Source organism: Microbacterium sp. AC215, from assembly GCF_979258645.1.
In genome coordinates this window covers 2,342,613-2,364,195 of record NZ_OZ409869.1, presented here as the reverse complement: position 1 = coordinate 2,364,195, position 21,583 = coordinate 2,342,613, and the positions used below count along the sequence as shown (strand labels likewise).

General features: G+C 65.1%; 20 protein-coding genes. 8 read left to right on the top strand and 12 right to left on the bottom strand.

Going from position 1 to position 21,583, the window contains the following annotated elements; genetic code table 11:
• Positions 1 to 2 precede the first annotated feature (2 nt).
• The 4 genes from ACZZZF_RS11470 (at position 3) to trxA (ending at position 5,252) form a co-directional block, all read left to right on the top strand.
• Positions 3 to 2,186, top strand: coding sequence for a DUF6049 family protein (locus ACZZZF_RS11470; RefSeq protein ID WP_463498379.1), 2,184 nt, complete (start codon positions 3 to 5; stop codon positions 2,184 to 2,186).
• Positions 2,179 to 3,798 (top strand): murein biosynthesis integral membrane protein MurJ, encoded by a 1,620-nt coding sequence (gene murJ / locus ACZZZF_RS11465; protein ID WP_463498377.1) that lies wholly within the window; start codon positions 2,179 to 2,181, stop codon positions 3,796 to 3,798. The genes ACZZZF_RS11470 and murJ overlap by 8 nt, the downstream gene beginning before the upstream one ends.
• Positions 3,799 to 3,886: 88 nt before the next feature.
• On the top strand, positions 3,887 to 4,861 hold the full coding sequence (gene trxB / locus ACZZZF_RS11460) for a thioredoxin-disulfide reductase (RefSeq protein ID WP_053099317.1): 975 nt from the start codon (positions 3,887 to 3,889) through the stop codon (positions 4,859 to 4,861).
• Between the two features lie 67 nt (positions 4,862 to 4,928).
• Complete coding sequence (gene trxA / locus ACZZZF_RS11455; RefSeq protein WP_042541543.1) at positions 4,929 to 5,252, top strand: thioredoxin; 324 nt, start codon at positions 4,929 to 4,931, stop codon at positions 5,250 to 5,252.
• Between the two features lie 90 nt (positions 5,253 to 5,342).
• Here trxA and ACZZZF_RS11450 read toward each other — a convergent pair whose 3' ends face one another.
• The 12 genes from ACZZZF_RS11450 to rpmH all read right to left on the bottom strand — a co-directional run bounded on the left by ACZZZF_RS11450 (position 5,343) and on the right by rpmH (position 16,427).
• On the bottom strand, positions 5,343 to 5,861 hold the full coding sequence (locus ACZZZF_RS11450; RefSeq protein WP_320489778.1) for a GrpB family protein: 519 nt from the start codon (positions 5,859 to 5,861) through the stop codon (positions 5,343 to 5,345).
• 18 nt (positions 5,862 to 5,879) lie between these two features.
• Positions 5,880 to 6,215 (bottom strand): hypothetical protein, encoded by a 336-nt coding sequence (locus ACZZZF_RS11445; RefSeq protein ID WP_053098229.1) that lies wholly within the window; start codon positions 6,213 to 6,215, stop codon positions 5,880 to 5,882.
• A 9-nt stretch (positions 6,216 to 6,224) separates the two neighbouring features.
• Positions 6,225 to 7,673, bottom strand: a complete 1,449-nt coding sequence (locus tag ACZZZF_RS11440; protein ID WP_053098230.1) for a sugar porter family MFS transporter — start codon at positions 7,671 to 7,673, stop codon at positions 6,225 to 6,227.
• Between the two features lie 61 nt (positions 7,674 to 7,734).
• Positions 7,735 to 8,703, bottom strand: coding sequence for a ParB/RepB/Spo0J family partition protein (locus ACZZZF_RS11435; protein WP_083569415.1), 969 nt, complete (start codon positions 8,701 to 8,703; stop codon positions 7,735 to 7,737).
• Positions 8,703 to 9,578: a ParA family protein gene (locus ACZZZF_RS11430; protein WP_269464941.1), complete on the bottom strand. Its 876-nt coding sequence runs from the start codon at positions 9,576 to 9,578 to the stop codon at positions 8,703 to 8,705. The genes ACZZZF_RS11435 and ACZZZF_RS11430 overlap by 1 nt, the downstream gene beginning before the upstream one ends.
• 587 nt (positions 9,579 to 10,165) lie before the next feature.
• Complete coding sequence (locus tag ACZZZF_RS11425) at positions 10,166 to 10,609, bottom strand: AAA family ATPase (protein ID WP_463498375.1); 444 nt, start codon at positions 10,607 to 10,609, stop codon at positions 10,166 to 10,168.
• Positions 10,610 to 13,371: 2,762 nt separating this feature from the next.
• Positions 13,372 to 13,992, bottom strand: coding sequence for a 16S rRNA (guanine(527)-N(7))-methyltransferase RsmG (rsmG, locus tag ACZZZF_RS11420; RefSeq protein ID WP_056275678.1), 621 nt, complete (start codon positions 13,990 to 13,992; stop codon positions 13,372 to 13,374).
• A 37-nt stretch (positions 13,993 to 14,029) separates the two neighbouring features.
• A complete protein-coding gene (locus ACZZZF_RS11415) occupies positions 14,030 to 14,524 on the bottom strand; it encodes a Jag family protein (protein WP_056275682.1) in 495 nt (164 codons plus the stop codon).
• Positions 14,521 to 15,591, bottom strand: coding sequence for a membrane protein insertase YidC (gene yidC / locus ACZZZF_RS11410; protein ID WP_056275685.1), 1,071 nt, complete (start codon positions 15,589 to 15,591; stop codon positions 14,521 to 14,523). The genes ACZZZF_RS11415 and yidC overlap by 4 nt, the downstream gene beginning before the upstream one ends.
• A gap of 3 nt (positions 15,592 to 15,594) precedes the next feature.
• The gene (gene yidD, locus ACZZZF_RS11405) at positions 15,595 to 15,945 is read right to left on the bottom strand and encodes a membrane protein insertion efficiency factor YidD (RefSeq protein WP_072592157.1); all 351 of its coding nucleotides are present in this window, start codon (positions 15,943 to 15,945) and stop codon (positions 15,595 to 15,597) included.
• Positions 15,942 to 16,262 (bottom strand): ribonuclease P protein component, encoded by a 321-nt coding sequence (rnpA, locus tag ACZZZF_RS11400; protein WP_230101163.1) that lies wholly within the window; start codon positions 16,260 to 16,262, stop codon positions 15,942 to 15,944. Before rnpA ends, yidD begins: the two co-directional genes overlap by 4 nt.
• Positions 16,263 to 16,289: 27 nt before the next feature.
• On the bottom strand, positions 16,290 to 16,427 hold the full coding sequence (gene rpmH / locus ACZZZF_RS11395; protein WP_022889115.1) for a 50S ribosomal protein L34: 138 nt from the start codon (positions 16,425 to 16,427) through the stop codon (positions 16,290 to 16,292).
• A gap of 318 nt (positions 16,428 to 16,745) precedes the next feature.
• Between rpmH and dnaA the strand changes: the two genes are divergently transcribed.
• The 4 genes from dnaA (at position 16,746) to ACZZZF_RS11375 (ending at position 21,495) form a co-directional block, all read left to right on the top strand.
• A complete protein-coding gene (dnaA, locus tag ACZZZF_RS11390; protein ID WP_053098239.1) occupies positions 16,746 to 18,137 on the top strand; it encodes a chromosomal replication initiator protein DnaA in 1,392 nt (463 codons plus the stop codon).
• Between the two features lie 495 nt (positions 18,138 to 18,632).
• Positions 18,633 to 19,775, top strand: coding sequence for a DNA polymerase III subunit beta (gene dnaN / locus ACZZZF_RS11385; RefSeq protein ID WP_053098240.1), 1,143 nt, complete (start codon positions 18,633 to 18,635; stop codon positions 19,773 to 19,775).
• A 63-nt stretch (positions 19,776 to 19,838) separates the two neighbouring features.
• On the top strand, positions 19,839 to 20,999 hold the full coding sequence (gene recF / locus ACZZZF_RS11380; protein ID WP_053098241.1) for a DNA replication/repair protein RecF: 1,161 nt from the start codon (positions 19,839 to 19,841) through the stop codon (positions 20,997 to 20,999).
• Positions 20,992 to 21,495, top strand: a complete 504-nt coding sequence (locus ACZZZF_RS11375; protein ID WP_056275693.1) for a DciA family protein — start codon at positions 20,992 to 20,994, stop codon at positions 21,493 to 21,495. Before recF ends, ACZZZF_RS11375 begins: the two co-directional genes overlap by 8 nt.
• Positions 21,496 to 21,583 lie beyond the last annotated feature (88 nt).

Sequence of the window (21,583 nt, the reverse complement as noted above, 5' to 3'; positions counted from 1 at the left end):
TCATGACCGCGACCATCTTCGAGAACGGCCTCCGCACGCGCCTGCAGCGCCTGGCGCGCGGGTCCGTCATCTCGGCGATCGTACTCGGCCTGGTCAGCACGGGCGCAGGCAGCGCGGTGGCAGCCGCCGATGACGAGTCAGAGGCGTCCTCCGTCGAGCTCCTGTTGTCGGCGGGGGTGCGCGGAACGGTCGCCCCTGGCACCGCGACGACGGCCTCGATCACCGTGCAGAACGACGCGAAGTCCGAACTCTCCGCCGGACGAGTCACTCTGGAGATCAACCGCACTCCGCTCGCGGACGAAGCCTCGGTCACGACGTGGCTGAATGACTCCGACGCCACAGGGGGTTTCGACCAGCTCGGAACCGACACCGTCGCACCGGTCGACGCCGAGACCTCCGCGACCACGAGCCTCTTCCTGCCTCCCGAAGTTCTCGGCGACCTCGCACCGGGTGTGTACCCGCTGCGCGCGACGCTCAGCGGGGCGCAGAACGAGGGTCAGGATGCCGCGCGAACGGTGACGTCGACATCCGTGCTCGTGGTGACCGCTGCTGCGAATCCGCCCGTCGCCGTGATGGTGCCGATCACGGCGACGCCCTCCGACGGCGCCCTTCTCACCGCGGACGAGCTCAGCGCTCTCACCGCGCCCGACGGCGCACTCACCGCGACGATCGAAGGTGTCCGAGGGACGTCCGCGACCCTGGCGATCGACCCGGCGATCCCCGCCGCCATCCGCGTGCTCGGCTCTTCGGCGCCGCAGAGCGCGCGCGAGTGGCTGCGACTTCTCGACGCTCTGCCCAACGAGCGGTTCTCTCTACAGTTCGGCGATGCCGACGCCACCACACAGGCGCAGGCGGGTCTTCCGGGACTGCTGCAGCCCACGACGCTCGCGCCGTTCCTCACCCTCAGCAGCTTCACCGAGCCTCCGGACGAGACCCCCACCGCGACTCCCGCGCCGACTCCCGCCTCGCTGCCGACGGATGGCAGCGCACCGACTCCCGTGCCGACACCGAGTGATGAGCCGAGCCCTCAGCCCACCGACGGTCCGGTGCTGCCCGACGACGCACAGCTCATGGCCGTCGAGGGGTCGACCCCCGGCATTCTGTGGCCCCGCAGCGATGTCTCCGCCGCCGATCTCGACACGTTCTCGACGTACCTGAGCGGCGGCGCGGTCACTGTCCTCTCCTCTGCAGCGGTCGGCGGTGCGGTCGGCGCGCACGCCGCGATCGATTCGCACAGCGTGCTGGTCGCCGTGGATGCCGCATCGGATGCTCTGTCGCAGGCGGCGAGCGAAGACGACGACGCCGCCCGTCAGCAGTCGCTGGCCGAGGCGAGCGCTTATCTCGCCCTGTCAGCTCAGGCGAGTCCGACGACGCCGCTTCTGATCGGACTCGACCGCGACGAGACCCGCACCGCTGATGCGCTCAGAGAGGCCGTCTCATCGGTCGACTCCCTCGCGTTCGGTCTCTCCGAGGTCCTCGCGATCCCGGCGACACCCTCGACCCTTTCGACCGAGCCCGACCCGGCACGAGCCACGGCCCTGCAGGGGATGCTCGACAGCGAGGTCGTGCTCGGCGAGTTCTCCACGATCCTCGACGACAGCCAGCTTCTGCTGAGCCCCAAGCGCATCCAGATCATGCGGGCGACCGCGGTCGGCCTGACGGACAAGGGCTTCTCAGAGGCCGTCGCCGACGTGAACGAGCAGACGACCGAGACGCTGAACGCGGTCGACATCCCTCCGGCGAGCACCATCCAGCTGCTCTCCGCCAACGCCGACCTCCCGTTCTCGGTGCGCAACGACCTGCCATGGCCGGTGAACATCGAGCTCACGGTGAAGCCGAGCGACCCGCGCCTCGAGGTGCAGTCCGTCACGCCGTGGACGATCCAGCCCGGCACGACGACGAGGGTGAAGGTCCCCGTGTCGGCCCGAGTGGGCAGTGGCGAGGTCACCCTGACGCTGTCGCTCTCGAGCCCCACCGGTGTGCCGATCAGTCAGCCCGAGCGCGTGCGCGTCTCGGTGCGGGCCGAATGGGAGACCATCGGGCTCGCCGCATTCGGCGGTCTGATCGTGCTGCTGCTCGGTCTCGGCATCATCCGCACCGTCCGACGCCGGCGGCGTGAAGCCCTCGCCGGCGACGAAGAACAGGCGACCTCCTCACCGGATACCGTCGAGGAGCTGAATGAGTAGTCTCGGCCGCGCCAGCGCACTGATCGGGGCCGGAACGCTCATCTCGCGCGTCACCGGGCTCCTGCGAACCATCGTCCTCGTCGGCGTGATCGGCTCGGTCGGTGCGGGCGCCGCAGACGCCTTCGCGATCGCGAATCAGCTGCCGAACAACGTCTTCTCTCTCATCTCGGTGGGCGTGCTGACCGCGGTGATCATCCCGCAGATCGTCAAGGCGACAGCGGACGCCGACGGTGGCAACGCCTTCATCTCGAAGCTCTTCACGCTCGGCACCGTCGTGCTGGTCGTCATCACGGGTATCGCCACGATCGCCGCGCCCTGGCTCGTGTGGCTCTACGCCGGCAAGGAGGGTTCCGCGGAGTTCCTCGCGCTCGCGACGGCGTTCGCGTACTGGTGCATGCCGCAGATCCTCTTCTACGGGCTCTACGCGCTGCTGGGCGAGGCGCTCAACGCACGGCGGATCTTCGGGCCCTTCACCTGGGCGCCGGTCATCAACAACATCGTGTCGATCGCAGGCTTCCTCGTCGTGGGCGCGCTGTTCGGCGGCCCGCTCACCCGCGTCTCCGACTGGACTCCCGAGATGATCGCCGCCCTCGGTGGAACGGCCACGCTCGGCATCGTGATCCAGGCCGCGATCCTGCTGATCTTCTGGCGCCGCACGGGTCTCGCGCTCCGCCCCGACTTCCGTTGGCGCGGCGTCGGACTCGGCAACGTCGGACGGCTCGCCGGATGGACGTTCCTCATGGCGCTGACGAGCCTCGGCGCCGGACTCGTGCAGACCCAGATCCTCACCGAAGCCTCCGGACGAGGCGCGTCCGTCGCCACCTTCCAGTACGCCTGGCTGATCTTCATGCTCCCGTACTCGATCATCGTGCTGTCGATCGGCACGCCCTACTTCACGCAGATCAGCGAGCACGCGGCGGCCGGCAGACATGCCGAGGTCCGCGCAGACATCGCCCAGAGCATCCGCACCCTGCTCTTCTTCATCGCCGTCGCCGTCGCCGCGGTCGCCGCGGCAGCGATTCCGGCGTCGCGAGTCTTCACCAATCAGGCGTCGCACGCCGAAGAAGCGGCGCTGGTGCTGCTCGCCTTCCTCGTGTGCCTGGTTCCGCTGACGATCCTCTTCATCGTGCAACGCACCTTCTACGCCTACGGCGACACCCGCACGCCTTTCTGGTTCACGCTGTTCCAGTGCGGTCTCGTGGTCGTCACCGCTCTGGTCGCGCAGTGGCTGCTCGCCGCCGAGATCATCGAGGTGACCATGCTGGCCGCAGCCATCGCGCTGGGCCAGTCGATCGCGAGCACCCTGCAGATGATCGTGGCCAGCTGGCTGCTGCACCGCAAGATCGGCGGACTCCAGATCCGCACCTGGATGACCGCTGTCGTCCGCTACGCCGTCGCTGCCGTTCCTGCCGGGTTCGCCGGGTGGGGCGTCTTCCTCCTGCTCGGCGGCCCGACCGGGTGGACCACGTCCGACAAGATCCAGGGAGCCATCGGCACCTGCATCATCGGCCTCGCCGTCGTGGTCGTCTACATCGGCATCCTGGCTGTCCTGCGCGCTCCGGAGCTCAAGGTCGCGAGCGGCATGCTGCGGCGTTTCCTGCCGGGCCGCTGAGCCCCCTCGCGCGGGAATGTCGCGCGGTTACCATTGGTTGAAGCAGTCGAACGTCTTTCGGCGTCTCAGCATCTACGACGGAGAGCACATGCGTCAGGTCATCATCATCGGTTCCGGTCCCGCCGGATTCACCGCCGCCATCTACGCGGCGCGCGCGAACCTCAAGCCGCTGCTCATCGCCAGCACGGTCGAGGTCGGCGGAGAGCTGATGAACACCACCGAGGTCGAGAACTACCCCGGCTTCCCCGAGGGCATCCAGGGCCCCGAGCTCATGGCGAAGTTCCAGGAGCAGGCTGAGAAGTTCGGCACCGAGGTCGTCTATGACGACGTCACCGAGCTCGACCTCGCCGGCCCCGTCAAGAAGGTCACCCTCGGCAGCGGAACGGTGCACGAGACCCAGTCGCTGATCTACGCGACCGGCTCCGCCTATCGCAAGCTCGGCATCGAGGGCGAAGAGCGCCTGTCGGGCTACGGCGTCTCGTGGTGCGCCACCTGCGACGGCTTCTTCTTCCGCGAGAAGACGATCGCCGTCGTCGGCGGCGGCGACTCGGCGATGGAAGAGGCCACGTTCCTCACCCGCTTCGCCGAGAAGGTCTACGTCATCCACCGCAAGGACACCCTGCGCGCCTCGAAGATCATGCAGGAGCGGGCCTTCGCGAACGAGAAGATCGAGTTCGTGTGGAACAGCGAGGTCGCCGAGATCCTCGGTGGCGATTCCGTCACGGGCGTGCAGCTGCGCAACACGGTCGACGGCACGCTGAGCGACCTCGCGCTCGACGGCCTGTTCATCGCGATCGGCAACGACCCGCGCACGCACCTCGTGCACGACAAGCTCGAGCTGACCGCCGAGGGCACCATCTGGGTCGACGGCCGTTCGTCCGTCACCTCGGTCCCCGGTGTGTTCGCCGCCGGCGACGTGATCGACCCCACCTACCGTCAGGCCATCACGGCCGCTGGCTCGGGCACGGTCGCCGCTCTCGACGCCGAGCACTTCCTGGCGGACCTCGAAGACGCATCGGTCGAGTTCCCGGCCGCCGAAGCCGCTGAGATCATCACCGCCTGAGCGGACGGGAACACTTTCACCTCGCCCGCTGTTGTAGCAGGCGAATCTCGAATCAAGGAGAACTCTGATGAGTGCAAAGGCTACGAGCCAGGCGACCTGGGAGCAGGACGTTCTGCAGGCCGAAGGTCCCGTCCTCGTGGACTTCTGGGCCGAGTGGTGCGGACCGTGTCGTATGGTCGCCCCCGTTCTGGACCAGATCCAGGCGGACAACCCCGACAAGATCACCATCCTCAAGCTGAACGTGGACGAGAACCCGCAGCTGGCGATGAAGTACCAGATCACCTCGATCCCCGCGATGAAGGTGTTCCAGGGCGGTGAGGTCAAGACGACCATCATCGGCGCCAAGCCGAAGCCGGCCCTCGAGCAGGACCTCGCGGCTTTCATCGGCTGATCCTGCAGTCTTCAGGGCCGTCACCCCTCCGGGTGGCGGCCCTTTCTCGTACCCAGCCGCTTCCGTCCCCATTCCTGAGACGAGAGCCGACTACTTGTCGGAGATCCGCACCGGAGGAAGTCCTCGAGACGCGCGAGCGCGGTCGACGAGCTCCTGGATGATGGGCGACTTCGCGGTGTTGTAGGTCGTCCTCCCCCTCGCCTGAGCGGCGACGGCGTCGCACTTCGCATGCGCGTAGCGATCGGCATCCTCCGGATGCTCCAGAAGCCAGTCCCGCAGGATGCGCTGGTGCACCGCATCCCACTCCTCCTCGACGAAGAAGTGCGCGATCGCGATCCGTACGCCGTCAGATTCGCGGATCATGACCGGGTGCGTGCGCACAGCGCTGCCCAGGCGCCATCCTGCGGCTTCCAGAGCGGGCCTGCGCGCGTCGAAGTCGCTGCGATCGACGATGCGGACGGCCAGGTCGATGATCGGCTTCGCGCGCATGCCGGGGATCGCCGTAGATCCGATGTGCTCGATCAGCCAATCCGCGTCCGCGACCGTCTGAATCTCAGCGGCGAACGCCTCGAACTGCTTCGGCCACTCCGGGTCGTAGGAGACGAGCATCCGCGGCACGGTGGGAGCCTAGGAGGCGTCGGCCACGGACGGGTCCCAGCGTCGGTGCCGCTGCTTCTCGTCGAGAAGGCCCCAGACCGCCGGCGTGAGCTCGGGGTACTCCAGCGCGATCTGGCGCAGCACCCGGTAGTGCCGAGCCGCGTTCGGTCGCACACCGTCGTTCGCGGTGATGTTGTCGGCTCGCAGCAGGTAGACGACGAGCTCATCGACGCTCGGCAGCTCCTCCATGAACTCCCATGGGTCTTCCCCGCCGAGGAGTCTCTCCTGGATCAGCACGGCGAGTTCGTCCGACGCTTCTGCTCTCAGCACTTCGAGGCTGGCGCGGCGCGGAACTGACTCGGTCATGCTTCCAGCCTACGTCGCCCTGCGGGTGCCCCGGCGCTCCACCTTCAGCTCGTCCGTCATCTCCTCAAGCTCGCGACCCTTGGTCTCGGGCACCTTGAAGTACACGAAGAAGAACGACAGCAGCGCGAAGAACGCGTAGAAGCCGTAGGCGAATGTGAGGCCGATCTCGGCGAACACAGGGAAGGTGGTCGAGATGAAGAAGTTCGCTGCCCACTGGGCTGCTGCCGCGACCGCGAGTGCGCCGGCGCGGATCGAGTTCGGGAAGATCTCTCCCAGAAGGACCCAGACGAGCGGACCCCAGGTGGCACCGAAGAAGACCACGAAGCCGTTCGCGCAGATGAGGGCGACGGTCGCCCACGGGTCAGGCAGGGTCGCTGTGCCCTCGGCGTTCAGCTCACCGAACGAGAAGGCGAGCGCCATGAGGCCCAGCGTCACCGTCATACCCACAGAGCCGACGAGAAGCATGATGCGTCGGCCGACCTTGTCGACCAGCAGGATCGCGATGATGGTCACCACGATGTTGGTCACCGACGTGATGACGGAGGTCAGCAGGGCGCTCGACTCATCGAAGCCGACGGACTGCCACAGTGTCGTCGAGTAGTAGAAGATGACGTTGATGCCGACGAACTGCTGGAACACGGAGAGCAGGATGCCGACCCACACGATCGGCTTGAGCCCCAGACGACTGCCCCGCAGGTCGCTCAGCGACTCCTTGCGCTCGGTGTCGATGGTGCTGGTGATCTCCTGGATCTTCGCGTCGACGTCAACGGCCCCCGTGACCGTCTCGAGCACCTGGGACGCGCCTTTCAGATCGCCCTTGCGCACGAGATATCGCGGCGATTCGGGCAGACGGAACGACATGATCCCGTAGACGAGTGCGGGCACCGCCTCGATGATGAACATCCATCTCCAGGCGGTGAGTCCCCACAGAGGCTGGTCTGCGGCACCCGCGAGGCCCGCCAGCCACGCGTCGGAGAGCAGAGCGGCGAAGATTCCGGTGACGATGGCGAGCTGCTGCAGAGAGCCCAGTCGACCTCGCACCCGGGCAGGCGAGACCTCGGCGATGTATGCGGGAGCGATGACGGATGCCGCACCGACACCGAGACCGCCCACCACTCGCCAGATGATGAGGTCGACCACACTGAACGCGAGTCCCGAGCCGATGGCGGAGACGAAGAACATCGCCGCCGCGAAGACCATCACGGGGATTCGCCCGCGTTTGTTCGCAATCGGTCCTGCGAACCACGCACCGACGGCACACCCGATCAGGGCCGACGACACCGCGAAGCCCTTGAGCCCGACCCCGAGGTCGAAGCCCGAGACGTTCCCCGCGAGAGCATCGACAGCGCCGTTGATCACGGCGGTATCGAATCCGAAGAGGAAGCCACCGAGTGCTGCGGCGATACTCACCGCGATGACGCGGCGTTGGAACTTCACTGGACTCGCTGCTCCGGACATGACTCCCCCTCATCGACGAGATGTCGAGAGTCTACGACCGCTCAGGGGTCGAGCGGCGGAATCACGCCGGACCGTACCCCGATTCGCCCAGTTCACCGAGGATGCGGTTCAGATCCTGAATCGATGCGAAATCAATGATGACCTGGCCTTTTCGAGCGCCCAGCGACACCTTGACGCGAGTGTTGAGGCGATCCCCGAGGTTGCCGGCCACCTCGTCGAGGTACGCCCGTCGAGCGCCCGGAGTCGGCTTCGCCGTCCGGCCGGGTGCTGCGGGCTCCGTCTTCGCAGCGACCTCGGTCGCGCGCACCGACAGGTCCTCGTTCACGACCTTGTCGGCGAGACGCTGCATGGCCTCGGGTGACTCCAGGCTGAGGATCGCGCGAGCGTGTCCAGCCGTCAGCACCCCCGCCGCCACACGCTGCTGCACGGGAACGGGGAGCTTGAGCAGACGGATCGTATTGCTGATCTGAGGGCGCGACCGACCGATCCGCGTGGCGAGCTCTTCCTGGGTGATCCCGAAGTCCTCGAGCAGCTGCTGGTATGCCGAGGCCTCTTCGAGCGGATTCAGCTCGGAGCGGTGCAGGTTCTCGAGCAGAGCATCGCGCAGGAGATCTTCGTCGGCAGTCTCGCGGACGATCGCTGGGATCTTCTCGAGGCCCGCCTCCCGCGCGGCGCGGGTGCGCCGCTCCCCCATGATCAGCTCGTACTCGCCGTCGCTGTTCTTGCGAACGACCACCGGCTGCAGAACGCCGAACTCACGCACGCTGTGCACGAGCTCTGCGAGGTCTTCGGGGTTGAAGTGCGTGCGCGGCTGACGCGGGTTCGGCACGATCTTCTGCGGATCCACCTCGACGAGGTGGATGCCGGGAACGACCTCGAGGTCGGCTTCTGCTGCGGGCTGGTCACTGGTCTGCTCCGTCGCCGGACGCAGATTGGCTCCGGGGAAGAACACGTCCACGGGACGCTCGGACTGATCAGCCGTCGGGATGAGGGCTCCGATGCCCCGACCCAGTCCAGTGCGCTTCGCCATCATTTCTCCTTGCTCTGCGTCGCCGTGCGCGACGCGATCTCGACAGCGGCCTCGCGATACGCGACGGCGCCGGCGGATTGCCCATCGTAGGCGATCACGGTCTGACCGAAACTCGGTGCCTCCGACACCCGCACGGAACGCGGGATGACGGTGTCGAGCACCTGTTCGGGGAAGTGCGTGCGGACCTCGTCCGCCACCTGCTGCGCGAGTCGCGTGCGTCCGTCGAACATCGTCAGCAGAATCGTGGAGAGGTGCAGTCCGGGATTCAGGTGCTTCTGGATCATCTGGATGCTGCCGAGCAGTTGACTCAGACCCTCGAGCGCGTAGTACTCGCACTGGATGGGGATGAAGACCTCGTTCGCCGCGGTGAAGGCGTTGATCGTGAGCAGCCCGAGCGACGGAGGGCAGTCGATGATGACGAAGTCCATACGGTTGTCGACGAGATACTCCTCGAGCGCGCGTCGCAGTCGATGCTCCCGTGCGACCTGCGCGACGAGTTCGATCTCTGCGCCGGCGAGATGGATGGTGCTCGGTGCACAGAAGAGGTTCTCGTCCTCGGGACTCTGCTGCACGATGTCGGCGAGCGGGGTGTCTTCGATCAGGACGTCATAGACGCTCGGAGTCTCGGCGTTGTGCGGCACACCGAGCGCGGTCGAGGCGTTGCCCTGGGGGTCGAGATCGATCACAAGGACCCGTGCTCCGAGACCCGCGAGTGCAGAGGCGACATTGACGGCGCTCGTCGTCTTACCGACGCCGCCCTTCTGGTTGGAGACCGTCAGGATGCGGGTGTCGCCGGCGAAGTCGATGGACACGGTCTCGAGTGCTCTGCGTCGTGCGGAGAGATCGGCGAGTTCCCGCGCGAGGGGCGTATCCATCCCGAAAGAGTCCTTCGGTGATGCCTTTTCGGGCTGTTTCACGTGAAACATCCACTCCTTTCGGGGCCGTGTTCCACTCTAATCGCTGCGGCAGACGTTGCCTTCTCGAATCCCTCCTGAGTCGTGCAGGCCGGTGATACCTCGTCCGGGCGTGCCGTTGCGGAGAGAGTGGCACTTTCGCCTTCTGGCCTGGGTGTTCATTGTGCCGTTGGACGTCCTGACGCACCGGAGATCGGGCGACACGCATGGAGGGACGACGTCCACGCACTGCACCATCTGTCGCGCCTGTGACCAGTTCGTGTCGGTCATTTCGTCGGCGTGAGGAGAGGGGAGGTCTCTGTGCTCGGCCCACACGGATGTCCTGCCCTCTGTGAAAGAGGCTGTCCGCGAGCGGCTTACGGGACTCGACGAGTCTCCGTCGCTGAGGCCCCTCGTTTCGGGGAGACCAACCGGTCGCACAGAACTCGTCAGCGTCCCTCACACCACTATCGCGTGGAACCGGATCCTCCCCCGGTGCGCCGAGGTCCGTGGTGACGGTCGACAGCCGCATAGTTTCACGTGAAACATCTGACGCACCTCGGCCTCGGTCAAGATCGTAGAAGCTGCTCGATCCGGTCGACAACGGCGGTCAGCGGTTGAGTTGCGTCGATCTCGCAGGTGGATGTCGCCCGCAGTAGCGGCTCCACGGTCTCGAGGTTCGTGCGAATCTCGTCTTGCTGCACCCTCGTCGAGCCGTAGGGATTCGAAGATCGCCGACCAACACGATCGAGCATCACCGAAATAGGCGCTGACAGGAGCACCACATGGTCGAATCGGTCGTAGAAGGCACCCTGATTCGACACCGTGCCAGACACGATGACTTCAGTGCTCTCCCCGAGAAGCGCACCCATCAAGACCTCATCCCACAGTCCCGACTCGGTTGTCCACGGTCCATAGTCGGTATCGACGACGGAGTATCCCCGCTCCCCCAGTACGTGCAGCGCGCTGGACTTGCCGACGCCGGACATCCCAGTGATGAGCATGCGCACCATGCATTCACCATATCGATGTTTCACGTGGAACATTGCCGACGTGAGTCACAGGAGCGTTCTAGCCGGATCGGGTGCAGCCTGACGCGATTGCCTTCGCGCCCAGAGCTGCTCCGGCTAGCCGAGTGGTAGCGGGCCCCCACTATTGCTTCGGGTTATACGCCGCATCCAGCCGGCGCATCACCGTGAGCCGCGACGGGTTTCGCTCCGCTGCGGGAGCGCCTGTGCTCATTGCCTCAGGGTCATGTCACCAGTGAACCTCACCTCGGGGGCACCCACGCGCAGATCACGTACTCATCAGAGACGCATCGGGCACGCCACGCGCGGCTTCACACACCCAACCCGAGTCGGATGACGAAGGGTAGCGCCGTGGTCACGTGAGACCGACTATTCGAGGTCGAGCCCCACCCATCGCCTCACGAGTTCAGAGGTGTTTCACGTGAAACATCTGCTCAGACGGGCGCTAACGAAGTACGTTGTTCGCATGCTGCACAGCTATCAAAGATTGGGCCAAGGCGCGTCGACGGCCTCGGCTCTTCGCTGCAAACATCGCTCTAGGGTGAGCTGGCACACGTTGGGTCCGATGAGGAACTAGAGCCTGGCGTCGACCCACGAAGGAACCGCAGGCGCGAAACAACACTCGCGGTGTTTCACGTGAAACGTTCGTCCATAGAGTCCCGTCCGCTCTTCCCTTGCGTGATACTGACGGCAACCCAGCACGAGTCACGCGTGCCGCCTGGCCACAGCTGCCGAGCTCGTATGGTGCAAGGATCCCCGCTGAACTGGGATTTATCCGGGATCCCTGCGCGAGACCGCCGCACCCGACGTCGGGGTGGACCTCGCCGACATCGGCGGCAGGGGGGCCAGCGGCGACTGCGGCGTGCCATTGCGCTGCACTCTCCGGCCCGCTGCTGCTCGGGCTCGACACCGAGCCTCGCGCCAATTCAGGGGCTTCTGTCGTTCATACTGGGGACGGCCGCTCCCCGGCCAAAGAATCCCCGCACAATCAATACCCCCGATGCCTTGTCACATCAGTGCGCTAGCGACTGGACTGCGGGCGGGGCTTCGCACATCAAGTCACTGGGATCGTCAGACGATGACTAGTCTTTTGGGCCGTCAATCCGACTGTTTCCGGCAGGCAGTAACGTTGCGCCACTAGCGTGCCTTCGATCGCCACGTCGCGGTTGACCCCCGAGACCCTCCCCCTGTTCCTGCCTTCGCGCGTTCGCAATCATCCAAAGACATCACCACCCGCCGCTCAATGTTTCACGTGAAACACTTGTGCCTGCCGCATAGCGCGGCGCGGACAGTCCGAGGAGAGCTGTCCATTCGTGCCAGGAAGGCTTGTCGCTCACTCGAGACATGCTGCGAAGAACCCCGGTAAGACTGAGCAGGGTGGTGCCAGGTCACCATGTCGTCCGGATGTTTTCAGCGGTAGCAGGGCAGGGCTGCTGCCTGACCGGTTCCGCCGCGATGCCCCGAGTGAAAGCTCCAGTTATGTTCGGCCGCCCCACCACGCCTGAAGCAGAGGGTCCCGCTCCTCGGCGCCATGATCTGGTTGTCAGCTCGCAGCCCTCCCCCGGCGGATGGTGTGGACCGGGATGACACCCGTAGCCACGCCAAGGGCACCGCGATCCGTTCTGTGGCAGCGACACAAAGATTGTTTCACGTGAAACATACGACTCCCGGCGGACCCGCGCCCCGGTCCACGAGTTCTGAGCGCCACACGTGCGCTCCACCACGCGCGGACCCCACTCAGTAGTCAGAACGCCCAACAGACGGCACACGGCACACGGCACACGGCGCACGGCAGACGGCCGAGTAGCGCAGGTCAGATCACGAGAGCGCAGATCAGAACAGGAGAAATCACTGCAGACCGCACGGTGTAGTGCGGTCTAGGGCAGTTCAGTGAGGTGAAGTCTGCTGCTGTGAAGTGACGTAGGTCGAAAAGCAAAGATCCAGACCCGGCGCTAAGAAGAAGGGTGGCTCGCAGCACCGCTCCCCAGCGCAGCGACGAGCATCGCAGCGCACAGCAGCCGTCCGCAGTGCCTCGAAGTGCGGCTGAGTGGCACAGATCAGACCAGCGAGCGCAACGCCCTCGTGACCCGGCCCACCGCAAGTTGTCGGCGGAATCCCTTCACCCCACCTCGGCCCGCCCCGACTTGCCCCCGCATGGCAGTGGTCCATCCATGTTTCACGTGAAACATGGTTAGGACCCCCGCTCCTTCCCCGAGTGGCGAACTCGCATTGCGAGCACACGGGCACAGACCCATTCCGGATTCCGACACCGGACACGTCTGCTGTGAAGCCTGATCTGTCGTGCCACACGCCCACGTTCCGTTACCACCGACCGTGATCCCGGGACAGTCTTTGACGGCGAGGGCAGAGTGCCGGCGGCTATCCGGCACTGCTGACCGTATCCAGCAGCGCTTAAGATCCTCGTCACGTCGCAACGGAGCTCCCACACAGGTGCACGACCAGGGTCGGAAGAAAACCCTTCTCATCAGCCATAAACTCGAATCGTGGCACGATCGTCGAGGGACTCTACCGGCCTCGCGCGGTGACCCGGTCTGGCGCAACCGGACGAGCCCTGACAATAGATCTCATATGCTGCAGAGGCAGATCACAACAGTGCCTGGCCCATGACCACCGTGCGTGGCCAAGTCACCCACCACCTGCGCTCTAGCGGGCGGGTACATCTCGAACGCGGAATGTAGGTCCATCCCCCGACGAAGGTCAGCTTCCTAAGCCGCGGCATCGACCCGTCAGCGGACGACTGCCCTCACCACGCGGGTCGTTTCGGGCAGTACGTTCTCGCCGAGAGTCTCGACGCGGACGTCCGACAGGCGGAACTTCTTGATCTGCTTCTGCGCTGCTTCGATCTCATTGGCGGCATTCATTCCCTTGAGAAGGGTGAGTTCGCCTCCATCACGCACGAGCGGAGCGGTGAGCGGGATCAGCGTCTTCAGAGCACTGACCGCACGAGCTGTCACGACGTCGAAGCTCGCAGGAGTCACCTCCTCGGCACGCGCGCGCAGAACTTCGACATTCGTGAGCTTCAGCTCGGCGACCTGATCGTTCAGCCAGATCACCCGGCGCTCCATCGGCTCGACGAGGGTCCAGTGCACATCGGGTCGTGCGATCGCGAGGACGATACCGGGCAGCCCCGCACCCGAACCGATGTCCGCGACCGAACCGTGGAACAACGGGGCGGCGATGACACTGTTCAAGATGTGCCGGGACCACAAACGCGGGAGCTCGAGAGGACCGATGAGTCCTCGCTCCTCGCCATGCTGCGCGAGAGCCGCCGTGAACTGCCGGGCCAGCTCGATCCGATCGCCGAAAAGATCGACCGCCACCGACGGTTCGATCTCCAGGTCACTCACGACAGCATCCCGCTGGCCTGACGTCGCATGTGAAACGTCAACGACGACGCAGAACAGTGTGGCGGTCGGCACCCTCGCCGTAGGACTCGGACACGAGACCCTGATCAGCCGCGATGTCGTGCACCAGCTTGCGCTCATAGCTGGACATGGCGGGCAGCGACGCCTGGGTCGCTCCATCGTCGAGCTTGGCTGCGGCGGCATTCACGAGCGTCTCGAGCTGACGGCGGCGCGCATCGCGCGATCCGCCCACATCGAGGATCAATCGCGAGAACGAACCCGTCTTGCTCTGGACCGCAAGACGCGTGAGCTCCTGAAGCGCCTGCACCGTGTCGGGTGCAGACAGGAGCGCCAGTCCGTCTCCCTCAGCTTCGACCGAGACATATGCGCGACCCTGGCGCACGTCGAGGTTGAGGTCCCCATCGATGTCGGCGATGTCGAGCAGCTCTTCGAGGTAGTCAGCGGCGACGTCGCCCTCGTTCTCGAGTTCTGCGACCGTGGGCTCCACGGTCTCGGTCACGTTGTCGGTCGTCACGAACCGCTCCCCTTCTTCTTCGAACGCTTCTTGCCCACCGGCTGCTGACGCTTGGGGGCCTGCGCCTTCGCGCGCTCCGCCTCTTCGAGCAGACGCTGCTGCTCTGCTTCGTATGCCGCCATCGGGACGACCTTGCCCGAGGCGTCGATCGCCTTGCCCTTGCGAGCAAGACGCTCTTCACGAGCCTTCGCCGCTTCAGATCCGGGCGTCGGCATCTCACGGATGACGAGGAACTGCTGTCCCATGGTCCAGAGGTTCGAGATGAACCAGTAGACGACCACGCCGAGCGGGAAGAAGATGCCCGAAAAGATGAAGCCGAGAGGCAGCACGTAGAGCATGATCTTCTGCATCTGGTACGCCTGGCCGGTCTTGGCTTCGGGCGACAGGTTCTTCGAGATGATCTGCAGCTGCGTGAAGAACTGCGACGCGATCATGAGCACGACGAGCGTGACCAGGATGATGATCGCTGTGGTGTTCCCCGCGTCGACCGCGTTCCCCAGCGTCTCGTGCAGCGATGCGACACCGAAGAGCTCGGCGTTGTAGAACTGCTCGGTGAGCTCGGCGTTCAGCAGACCGACGCCGCCGACACCCAGGTTGTGGTGCTTCGAGACGTCGCTCAGAACGCTGAACAGCGAGAAAAAGATCGGCATCTGCACAAGAAGCGGAAGACAGCTCGACATCGGCGTCGTGCCGTGCTTCTTGTAGAGCGCCATGGTCTCGCGGCTCATGGCCTCGCGAGAGAGCTGATCCTTCTTACCCCGGTACTTCTCCTGAACTTTTCTCAGCTCAGGCGCAATTTCCATCATCTTTCGCTGGCTCTTGATCTGCTTCACGAAGAGCGGGATCAGGGCAGCACGGACCACGATCACGAGACCGACGATCGACAGCACCCAGGTCAGACCGGATGCGGCAGGAAGACCGACGGCCGTGAACAGCCAGTGCCAGGCGACGAGCACGAGCTCGACAACCCACTTGAGGGGCCAGAGGATGGTTCCGATCAGATCGAAGCCGCCGGAGGCAGGCTCCGGCGAGGGTGTTGCGCTGGCGAGCAGAAGGTCAAGACCCACCGATCAATCCTTTCGGGCAGGGACGACGAAACCGTGAGCGGTCAGGTCATAACGGAAGTGTTCGTGCGGACGGACGTCATCGACGCCGCCGTGGCTCCAGGGATTGCAACGAACGATGCGCCACGCCGAGAGCGCCGCTCCCCGCACTGCGCCGTGCTGTTGCACCGCACCTACAGCGTAAGCGGAACAAGATGGGTAATAGGCGCAGACATCTCCATACATCGGGGAGATCACCTTGCGGTACCCGGCGAGGAGCCCCAGGACGAGATTCCGGGGGATCAGCGGGATGCTGCGGATCGCGTCACCGGCATGAAGCTGAGCGGAGCCGATCGAGGATGCCGGAAGAGCGGTCATGGCCGCTGCCCGAGACGATCCAGACACCGGTTCACGTCCGCACTCAGCTCGGCGTAGGTCGCGGTCGCGGATGCAGGAAGGGCACGGATGACGACATCCGTGCCCTCGGGGACCCGCGTCAGCGCGTCCGCACACACGGCTTTGAGTCGCCGGCGCACGGTGTTGCGCACCACAGCGGTGCCCACCTGCTTGCTGATGATGAATCCGAACCTCGCGGCTCTGCTCTCGCCCGTCGTCAGCATCGAGGTGACGACCTTGGCTCCGCCACAACGGGATCCGCGTCGAACGACCAGTCGATAGTCGCTCCCGCGGGTCACACGATACGGGCGGGCGAGCACAGCGATCTACGCGGAGAGCTCGGTGCGGCCCTTCGCGCGACGAGCCGAAAGGATCGCGCGGCCGGCGCGGGTACGCATACGAAGACGGAAGCCGTGCTTCTTGGCGCGACGACGGTTGTTGGGCTGGAAGGTGCGCTTGCTCATGGAATCACTCCGGGAATGCTGCCACCGGGATCATTTTGACCGGAGACATAGGGATCTGCCGTTCAGGCATAAGTCAACCGATTAAGGGTACGTCTTGACGGCGCGCAGAGCAAATCTGCGCGCTTCGACCACCAGCTCAGGCACGATCCGCACAGCTATTATCCACAACCCTGCGGCATGCACGTATGAGCAACACGCGCGCGGATTCCCGTAGGCAGGTTGCCGTTCCCAGCCGTGGTGACTACCGTGGCATCCGAAGTTATCCACAGGCGGGCCGCGTCATCCAGACGACCCGTCGTCCCCTCAGCACGGAGCGTCATGTCATCACCTGCCCAGCCCGACGTTCCGATCTGGACCACGGTGCAGGAGCTCCTCGAGGCGGACGACCGAGTCACTCCTCAGCTCCAGGGATTCCTCAGCCTCGCGGTTCCGGCCGGCGTGATGGCCGCCACCCTCTATCTCGAGGTCCCGAACGATCTCACCGCCGCGCAGATCAACAAGAGGCTGCGGCTTCCGATCATGGAGGCCCTCTCCCACATCGGCGATGAGGTGACGTCGTACCGCGTGGTCGTGAATCATGAGCTCGCCGAGCAGCCGACGGCGCCCATCGCGGTCGCCGATTACGGCCGCCAGGAGCAGATCCGCGTCGAATCCCCGATGGAGCAGCCGACGCAGCTGCGCCACGAGTCCCGCCTGAACCCGAAGTACACCTTCGACAACTTCGTCATCGGGCAGTCCAACCGGTTCGCCCATGCCGCTGCCGTCGCCGTCGCCGAAGCGCCGGCCAAGGCGTACAACCCGCTCTTCATCTACGGCGACTCGGGCCTCGGCAAGACGCACCTGCTGCACGCGATCGGCGACTACGCCCAATCCCTCTATGCAGGGGTCAAGGTCCGGTACGTCTCCAGCGAGGAGTTCACGAACGACTTCATCAACTCGATCGCGAACAACCGAGGTGCAGCCTTCCAGGCCCGCTACCGCGATGTGGACATCCTCCTGATCGACGACATCCAGTTCCTGCAGGGTCGCGCGGAGACCCAGGAGGCGTTCTTCCACACCTTCAACACGCTGCACGACCACAACAAGCAGGTCGTCATCACCAGCGACGTCGCGCCGAAGCATCTCACCGGCTTCGAGGATCGCATGCGCAGTCGGTTCGAATGGGGCCTGATCACCGACGTGCAGGCGCCCGACCTCGAGACGCGCATCGCGATCCTCCGCAAGAAGGCGCAGAGCGAGGCGCTTCATATTCCCGACGAGGTACTCGAGTACATCGCCACCGTGGTGTCGTCGAACATCCGCGAACTCGAGGGTGCGCTGATCCGCGTCTCCGCATTCGCCAGCCTGAACCGTTCGGCCCTCGACATCTCGCTCGCCCAGACGGTGCTCCGCGACATCATCGACACGGCAGAGGACAACATCATCTCGCCGACCGACATCATCACTGCGACCGCGCAGTACTTCAAGCTGACGGTCGACGACCTGTACGGGTCCAGCAGGTCTCAGCAGATCGCCACATCGCGCCAGATCGCGATGTACCTGTGCCGCGAGCGGACGAGTCTGTCCCTGCCGAAGATCGGCCAGCTGTTCGGCAACCGCGATCACACCACGGTCATGTACGCCTACAAGAAGATCAGCGAGCTCATGAAGGAGCGCCGTTCGATCTACAACCAGGTGACCGAGATCACCACGCAGCTCGGTCGACGCTGAGTCCGCGCCGCCTCGAAAAAGGGGGTCGTAGCTTCCGATAGGAGGCTGCGACCCCCTTTGCGTGCGTGTGAGCGGCATACGACGGAGCAGATCGATGCCAGTTTGCACATGTGGATAACTTGTGGATGACTCGCCTCCAGGTCGGGACGAATGTGTGTGAAACCGTCGAACCTGTGGATAACTGTGGGAGACCGTTCGACCCGACGGATGCCGTCCACCCGCGGATTCCTCAGGGATTCCACAACTGACAACCGTGTAGTTCCCTACTCGCGTCTGCTTTCCACCGAGTTATCCACAGTATCCACAGGTGTTAACACCGTTCAAGGAGTTAATTCAATTCAGGGGCGATCCGATCACCAGAGGGTGGGGAAAGTCCGACAGGCCCGAGCTTTGATCCGGTCGTAGGGATACTCCCGAGTTGGGGGCTAGCATGGGAAGCCCTGCACTGGCAGGACCGATGACGACGCGTCTCAGAACGACGACAAGGGAGCACCCGTGAGGTTTCAGGTCAACCGCGATGTCTTCAGCGAGGCCGTGTCGTTCGTGGTCAAGCTGCTTCCGCAGCGCAACCCGCAGCCGATCCTCGCCGGAGTCCTGATCGAGGCAGACGGCTCGGGTCTCACGCTCTCGGCGTTCGACTACGAGGCATCCGCGCGCACGACCATCGAAGCCACCGTCGACACACCGGGCACGATCCTGGTGCACGGTCGACTGCTCTCCGACATCGCCAGCCGCCTTCCCAACGCGCCGATCGAGATCGCCGTAGAGGACGACGGCAGCATCACGGTCACCTGCGGCTCGGCGCGGTTCACCCTCGCAGCCATGCCGGTCGAGGAATATCCGTCGATCCCCGAGGTGTCCGGTTCCTCCGGCGTCGTGCCCGCCGACGATTTCGGCACCGCGATCAGCCAGGTGGGTTTCGCCGCCTCGCGCGACGACGTCACCCCGGTCCTGACCGGAGTGCAGCTCGAGGTCTCCGGTCAGACGCTCAGCCTCGTGGCCACCGACCGCTACCGCGTCTCGCTCCGCGACGTGCCGTGGGACGGCGAAGCGGTCGAAGCCAGCGCACTGGTGCCCGCACGCACTCTTCTCGAGGTCGGAAAGACCTTCGGTCACGCCGGCACCATCCAGATCGCGTTCTCGGGAGCGGGCGACCGCGAGATCATCGCGTTCACGGCCGGCAACAAGACGGTCACCTCGCTGCTGATCAAGGGAAACTTCCCTCCGGTCCGCCGTCTCTTCCCGGAGCAGACCGAGCACTACGCGGTCGTGAACACCGCAGACCTCGTCGAGGCCGTGCGCCGTGTGTCCCTCGTGCTCGACCGCGCAGCTCCGCTGCGCTTCACGTTCACGTCCGACAGCGTGACGATGGATGCGTCGGGCAGTGAGCATGCGCGTGCATCCGAGTCCGTCGACGCGATCCTCTCGGGTGGCGACGACGTCACGCTCGGCCTCAACCCGCAGTACCTCATCGAGGCGCTCGGCGCGGTCAAGAGCGAGTTCGTGCGCGTCACCTTCACGTCGAGCGACAACGCGAACAAGCTCAGCCCCGTGCTGATCACGAGCCAGACCTCGGTCGACCAGGCCGGTCTGGATTCGTTCAAGTACCTGCTGCAGCCGAACCTGCTGCTTCGCTGATCCTGCGACGGGCGCGCTTCGCGCGGCGACGGCAGTGTCAGAGCCCGAAGGTAGGCTGACACCGTGATTGTGGAACACCTGAGCCTGGTCGACTTCCGCAATTACGCGACCGCGGATCTCGCTCTGCACAAGGGTCCCAACGTCCTCGTCGGGCGCAACGGCCAGGGCAAGACCAACCTTGCCGAGGCTGTCGTCTTCCTCGCCACTCTCGGTTCGCACCGCGTCTCGTCGGATGCGCCGATGGTGCGCGAAGGTCAGGACTTCGCGATCATCCGCGCTCGCCTCTCCCACGGCGAACGCAAGGTGCTCATCGAGGTCCAGCTCAACAAGCAGGGTTCGAACAAGGCGCGGATCAACGGCTCCCCCTCGAAGACCAATGAGCTGCCTCGCTACGCCCATGTGGTGCTCTTCGCTCCCGAGGATCTGCAGATCGTCCGCGGCGACCCCTCATCTCGGCGTCGTTTCGTCGACCAGCTGCTGATCCAGCGCACGCCCCGCATGTCTTCGGTCCTCGCCGATTACGACCGTGTTCTCAAGCAACGCAATGCGCTTCTGAAGTCGGCCAGGGCGCGCGGCATCAAGGGCGAGGCCCTGAGCACCCTCGATGTGTGGGACGACAAGCTGGTCTCCCTCGGTGCCGAGATCATCACCGCGCGACAGCGTCTCGCCGCAGATCTCCAGCAGCCGGTGGCCGAGGCGTACGCGGCGATCGCGGGCGAGGATCATCGCCCGCAGCTCGAGTGGGCTCTGTCAGTGCGCGGGGCGGATCCCGAAGAGGGTGTCGACGCGCCGGCCGAGACGTCGGGAGACATCGCCGAGATGTTCCACGCCGCACTCCTCTCGAAACGATCGAACGAGCTCGACCGCGGTCTCACGCTCACCGGTCCTCATCGCGACGACCTCGTGCTGCGCGTTCGTGGCCTTCCGGTGAAGGGGTATGCATCCCACGGAGAATCCTGGTCGGTGGCCCTCGCGCTGCGTCTCGCTTCCGCAGAGCTGCTGCGCAGCGAGTCTCCTGCCGGCGATCCCGTCCTCATCCTCGACGATGTGTTCGCCGAACTCGACGCCGATCGCCGTCAGCGGCTGGCCGCTCTCACCGCGGGCTATGAGCAGGTGGTCGTGACGGCAGCCGTGGAGGAGGATATCCCCGAGGTGCTCCACGCCCACGTGGTGCGGATATCGGCGGGAACGATCAGTGATGAGAGGGAGGTGGCAGATGAGTGAGATCGCACCGGATCCGGCATCCGAGACTCCCGAGACCGTCGCGACCTATCTGCGCCTGCGCGGACTCGCGCCGAGTTCGAAGACGTGGAAGCGCAAGCGACGCATCGTCACCGACGACGACAACGCGCCATTCACGCCCGGCCGCGACCCCGGACCGCTCGGAGCCGTGCTCGACAAGCTGACCCGGGACTCCGGCTGGCAGAAGACTCTCGCCCGTGAGGACCTGGTCAGGCAGTGGTCCGACCTCGCAGGCACGGACACCGCCAAGCACTCCGAACCCGTCTCCCTCGAGCGCGGTGTGCTCACGGTGAAGTGCGATTCGACCGCCTGGGCGAAGAACCTCCAGTACATGCGGGGAACGATCCTGACGGAGATCGGCCGACGGTATCCGGACGCGGGTGTCGAGAACCTCCGCTTCATCGGACCGGACGTACCCTCCTGGAAATGGGGTCCCAGAGTCGTTCCAGGACGGGGCCCGCGCGATACCTACGGGTAGGACACCACGGATGGGGTCTGAAACGCTCAGAGGGCCACACGCGGCCGCTGAGCCGCATCTCGCCACGAAAAGCCGCTAGACTGGGGAT